The organism is uncultured Limnohabitans sp. (assembly GCF_937889215.1).
GTDB lineage: Bacteria > Pseudomonadota > Gammaproteobacteria > Burkholderiales > Burkholderiaceae_C > Limnohabitans_A.
Map to the genome: position 1 here is coordinate 1 of NZ_CALBEX010000562.1, position 5012 is coordinate 5012.

Genomic DNA, 5012 nt, shown 5'->3' on the forward strand with positions numbered 1-5012 from the left:
GCCACAGTCGATGAGCTTTGAAGCCGCCTTGCCTTTGCAAAGCGGCGCGTCCATCCGTGGTTATTCCCTGAGCTACGAAACCTACGGCACGCTCAACGCCGACAAATCCAACGCTGTGCTGGTTTGCCATGCTTTGAACGCCTCGCACCATGCGGCGGGCGTGTACGCCGATGAGCCCAAAAACTTGGGCTGGTGGGACAACATGATCGGCCCCGGCAAGTCGCTCGACACCGACCGCTTTTTTGTCATCGGCGTGAACAACCTGGGCTCGTGCTTTGGCTCGACCGGCCCCATGCATGTGAACCCCGACACCGGGCGCGTGTATGGCGCGGACTTTCCGGTGGTCACGGTGGAAGACTGGGTCAACGCGCAAGCCCGCTTGCTCGACGCTCTGGGCATCGAACAACTGGCCGCCGTGATGGGCGGGAGCCTGGGTGGCATGCAGGCGCTCTCTTGGACGCTGCAATACCCCGAGCGTGTGAAGCACGCGGTGGTGGTGGCCAGTGCGCCGAACCTGAACGCCGAAAACATCGCCTTCAACGAAGTGGCCCGCCGCGCCATCGTGACCGACCCGGACTTCCATGACGGGCACTTTGTCGCACAAGGTGTGGTGCCCAAGCGCGGCCTGCGCATCGCCCGCATGATCGGCCACATCACGTACCTGAGTGACGACGTGATGAACGAAAAGTTTGGCCGCGAGCTGCGCGAGGCCGTGACGAACAACGCCACCGGCTACAAATACTCCACACAAGATGTGGAGTTCCAGATCGAGAGCTATTTGCGCTACCAGGGCGACAAGTTTAGCGAGTACTTTGACGCCAACACCTATTTGCTGATCACCCGGGCGCTCGATTACTTCGACCCGGCGCGCGCTTATGGCGGCGACCTGTCTAAGGCGTTGGCCCGCGCCACTTGCAAATTCTTGCTGGTCAGCTTTTCCACCGATTGGCGCTTTTCGCCGAGCCGCAGCCGCGAGATGGTCAAGGCCCTGCTGGACAACCACCGCGACGTGAGCTACGCCGAAATCGACGCACCGCACGGTCACGATGCCTTCTTGCTCAACGATGCGCGCTATTTGAACGTGGTGCGTTCTTACTTTGACAACATGGCGAAGACTTTGAACGAAGGAGGTGCTGCATGAGCGACCCCCTGATCATGCAAGCCATAGCACGCCTGGTACCCCAAGGTTCCCGCGTGCTGGACTTGGGTTGTGGCGATGGCGCCTTGCTGGCCTATCTGCAACAGCACAAGGGCTGTTCAGGTTACGGCGTGGAGCTGGATGACACCAATGTGCACGCCTGCGTGGAACGCGGTGTGAACGTGCTGCAGCTGAACCTGGACGAAGGCCTGAGCCTGTTCGGGGACCAATCGTTTGACGTGGTGCTGCAAATTGACACGCTGCAACACCTGCGCAACGCCGAGACCATGCTGCGCGAGACGGTGCGCGTGGGCCGCGTGGGCATTTTGGCCTTCCCTAATTTTGCGCATTGGTTCAACCGCCTGAGCGTGTTGCGTGGACGCATGCCGGTGACCAAGCGCCTGCCTTACCAGTGGTACGACACACCCAACATCCGTGTGGGCACCTACGCCGACTTTGGCGACCTGGCCCGCAAAAACCAGTTGCGCATCATGGACGCCTTTGGCCTGCAGCAGGGCCAGGAAGTGCGCCTGTGGCCCAACATGATGGCGGGCACAGCGGTCTACAAATTGCAGCGTGGCTGACATGGTCAGCAAGCCCATTCCGCAAGGTACGGTCGCCCACAGCCCCTGGCTGATTGCCAACGTATTGGCGCAAATCTCGTTTGGCCTCTTGGCCATGACGCTGTGTTTGCCGTCCATGCAGGAGTGGGGGGCCATCTTCAGCACCCACCAAGCCGATGTGCAGTTGACGTTCAGCGGCTACGTGGTCGCCTACGGTGCCTTGCAGCTGGTGTACGGGCCGCTGTCCGACCGGCATGGGCGCAAACCTATCTTGATGCTGGGCCTGGTGGTGGCGGGGCTGGCATCGGTTATGGCCGCGCTGGCCACCGACATCGCCACGCTCACCGCCGCCCGTGTGCTGCAAGGCGCAGGCAGTGCCGCCAGCATGGTGGTCAGCCGCTCCATGGTGCAAGACCTGTTCACCGGGCCGCAGCGCACCCGGGTCATGGCCTACATCGGCATGGCGCTGGGCATGTGCCCGCCGCTGGCCACGCTGATCGGCGGGCAGATCCATGTGCGCTTTGGCTGGCAAACCAACTTTGTGTTGCTGGCTGTGTTGGCGGTGCTGCTCTTGGTGGCGGCGTGGTGGGGCTTGCCGCGTGTGGCACCACCCGCGCCTGCGGCTGGCCACTGGTTGCGAGGCATGCTCAGTGCTTACGCCCGTCTGCTGCGTGAGCCACGCTTTGTGCTCTACGTCGTCATCCTCGCCGTGACCACCGCCACGTTTTACGCTTTCCTTGCGGGCGCACCCATCGTGCTCAAGGGCTACGGCATCGGGCCGGACGGCATTGGCTGGTTCATCATGGCCGTGCCTGTGTCCTATATCTTGGGCAACTTCATGACCTCTCGATTGATCCAACGGGTGGGGGAATCGCGCGTCATGGCCTGGGGCCAGGCGCTGGCGGTGGGCGGTTTGGTGGTGATGCTGGCGCTGGGTCTGGGGGGTGTGCAGACGGCGTTGGCCGTGGCCTTGCCGCTGCTTTTGTTGGGCCTGGGGCACGGCTTCATCAACCCGCCTGCGCTGGCAGGCACGGTGGGCGTGCTGCCGGCGTTGGCCGGCTCGGCCGCTGCCGTGGCGGGCCTGATGCAGCAACTGACCGGGGCCACAGGCGGCTATTTGGTGGGATTGGTGCCGCACCACGGCGCGGTGAACTTGGGTTGGATGATGCTGGGCTTCTCGCTGGTCGGGGCCGCAGCACAGTGGGGCTTGCGCCGCAATCGGGGGCGTTGAGCCCGTTCAGCTTGGCAAGGTGCTCTCGTGCATCCAAGCCGCGTGTTTGGGGGCGCGTTTGGTTTGGGCCCATTCATTGAGCATGTCCCATTTGCACGCATCGAGCTTGGCGTACATCTCGGGCGTGCCCACGTCGGCGGCCAGTTCCAGGCGGTGGCCGTTGGGGTCAAAGAAGTAAATGCTCTTGAAGATGGTGTGGTTGGTCGGGCCCAGCACGTCTACGCCGTTGGCCTCTAGCCGGGCTTTGGCCGCCTCCAGGGCTTCCAAGCTGTCGACCTTGAAGGCGATGTGCTGCACCCAAGCCGGGGTGTTTTCGTCGCGGCCCATCTCGGGTGAGTTGGGCAGCTCAAAGAAGGCCAGCACGTTGCCACCGCCTGCATCCAGAAACACATGCATGTAGGGGTCGGGGGCTTTGGTCGAAGGCACCAGGTCTTCGGCGATGGCCAGCACGAAGTCCATGTTCAGGTTTTTCACGTACCACTCGACGGTGGCTTTGGCGTCTTTGCAGCGGTAGGCGGCGTGGTGGATGCGGTCGATTTTCATGAGGTTCTCCAAGGGGGCTCAGTCGGTTTGGCGGGCGGCCTGCAGTGCCTCGCGCAGCACGCGCAAGTCGCCAATGTGGTTGGCCAGCAGCAAGATCAGGCGGGCATTGAGCGCCTCGCTTTGTTCGTCGCTCAGGTCGTTGTGCGCGTCGATCAGGTGTTCATAAAACTCGTCGCCGGGCGAAAAGTCGCGGAAGAAGCGGCGTCCAGCTTCATGAAAATTGGGCGCGGTGTTCAGGGCTGTGGGTGTGTCGGTGGGCATATCGGCTCTCACTTCGGTTCAGGCGTGTTCGCCCACTTGCCCCAAGGCACGGGCCATGGCCGTTTGCAGCCAGGCGCTGTCCAGGCTGCGCCATCGGGCCAGCACATGCTGGTCGGGGCGCAGCAAATAGGTGGTGCCAGGCTGGGCGTCGTAGCGCTTGGCCATCAAGCCTTGCGCGTCCACCAACACTTGGAAGCCGGGCACTTGCAGGGCCTGGCGAGAAACGATCAGGCTGTCCAACGGCACTGCGCCTCGTTTCAGGGCTTGCAGCGTGGCCAGCGTTGGGGCATCGGGTGCGGCATCCACAAACAGCATGAGCTGAAAGCCTTTGCCCACTTGGTCGAGCAGCCAGGCGTCTTGGCCATTCATCTGCACAGGCGCATCGTCCATCGGTGCGCCGGGCACCATGTTGCCGTCAAACACCTCGGCATCGGGCGTGTTGAGCACCGAGTCGGTCAGGAAAGATGGCATGGACAACCGGCCCGAATTGACCAGCTTGCGCGCAAACGGGTGGTGCTTGGCCAACGCCAACACTTGGTTGCGAAAGGTTTTGCTGGTGCGGCTCTTGGGCGTGATGAAGTCGGTCGAGCGTGTCGAATTCATGATGTTTTCGTCGGCGGCAAATTCGCGGTCCATCGCGTAGGTGTCGAGCAACTTCTCGCTGGCCTGGCCCTTGATGACCAAGCCCAGTTTCCACATCAAATCGTCTGCGTCCTGAAAACCTGAGTTGGCTCCGCGTGCGCCAAAGGGCGAGACCTGGTGCGCTGCGTCGCCTGCAAACAGCACGCGACCGTGGCGAAAGTCCGTCATGCGGCGGCACTGGAAGGTGTAGATGCTGACCCACTCCAGCTCAAATGGGCGGTCATCGCCCAGCATGGCTTTCAGGCGCGGTATGACTTTTTCGGGCTTCTTTTCTTCTTCAGGGTCGGCGTCCCAGCCGAGCTGAAAATCGATGCGCCAGACGTTGTTGCTTTGCTTGTGCAGCAACACGCTTTGGTTCGGGTGAAAGGGCGGGTCAAACCAGAACCAGCGCTCTGCGGGGTAGTCGGCCTTCATGATCACGTCGGCGATCAAAAAGCGGTCCTGGAACACGCGGCCTTCGATGTCCAGGCCCAGATGGCGGCGGATCGGGCTGCGTGCGCCATCGGCCACCACCAGCCAGTCGGCTTCGATGTCGAACGTGCCTTCGGGTGTTTCCACCGTCAAAGTGGCGTGGCCATCGTGGCGCTCCACTGCGGTGACCGTGTGCTGCCAGCGAATGTCCGCGCCCAGTTCA

The 5012-nt window shown here is 62.4% G+C and carries 6 protein-coding genes; 3 read left to right on the top strand and 3 right to left on the bottom strand.

The genetic code is table 11. From position 1 onward, the window contains the following. From Q0341_RS14105 to Q0341_RS14115, 3 genes are all read left to right on the top strand, one after another. Window positions 1-1141, top strand: a 1141-nt coding sequence (locus Q0341_RS14105) for a homoserine O-acetyltransferase (RefSeq protein ID WP_299514585.1), incomplete at its 5' end; no start/stop codon positions are given. Then, a complete protein-coding gene (gene metW, locus Q0341_RS14110) occupies window positions 1138-1722 on the top strand; it encodes a methionine biosynthesis protein MetW (RefSeq protein WP_299514587.1) in 585 nt (194 codons plus the stop codon). The genes Q0341_RS14105 and metW, both read left to right, overlap by 4 nt. Window position 1723: 1 nt before the next feature. Continuing rightward, on the top strand, window positions 1724-2932 hold the full coding sequence (locus Q0341_RS14115) for a Bcr/CflA family efflux MFS transporter (protein WP_299514595.1): 1209 nt from the start codon (window positions 1724-1726) through the stop codon (window positions 2930-2932). Between the two features lie 6 nt (window positions 2933-2938). On the opposite strand, the gene Q0341_RS14120 is transcribed toward Q0341_RS14115, so the two are convergent. From Q0341_RS14120 to Q0341_RS14130, 3 genes are all read right to left on the bottom strand, one after another. Next, window positions 2939-3475: a VOC family protein gene (locus Q0341_RS14120; RefSeq protein ID WP_299514589.1), complete on the bottom strand. Its 537-nt coding sequence runs from the start codon at window positions 3473-3475 to the stop codon at window positions 2939-2941. Window positions 3476-3493: 18 nt separating this feature from the next. Continuing rightward, a complete protein-coding gene (locus Q0341_RS14125) occupies window positions 3494-3736 on the bottom strand; it encodes a DUF2783 domain-containing protein (protein ID WP_299514591.1) in 243 nt (80 codons plus the stop codon). 18 nt (window positions 3737-3754) lie between these two features. Then, on the bottom strand, window positions 3755-5012 hold a 1258-nt coding region (locus Q0341_RS14130), incomplete at its 5' end, for an FAD-dependent monooxygenase (protein WP_299514593.1).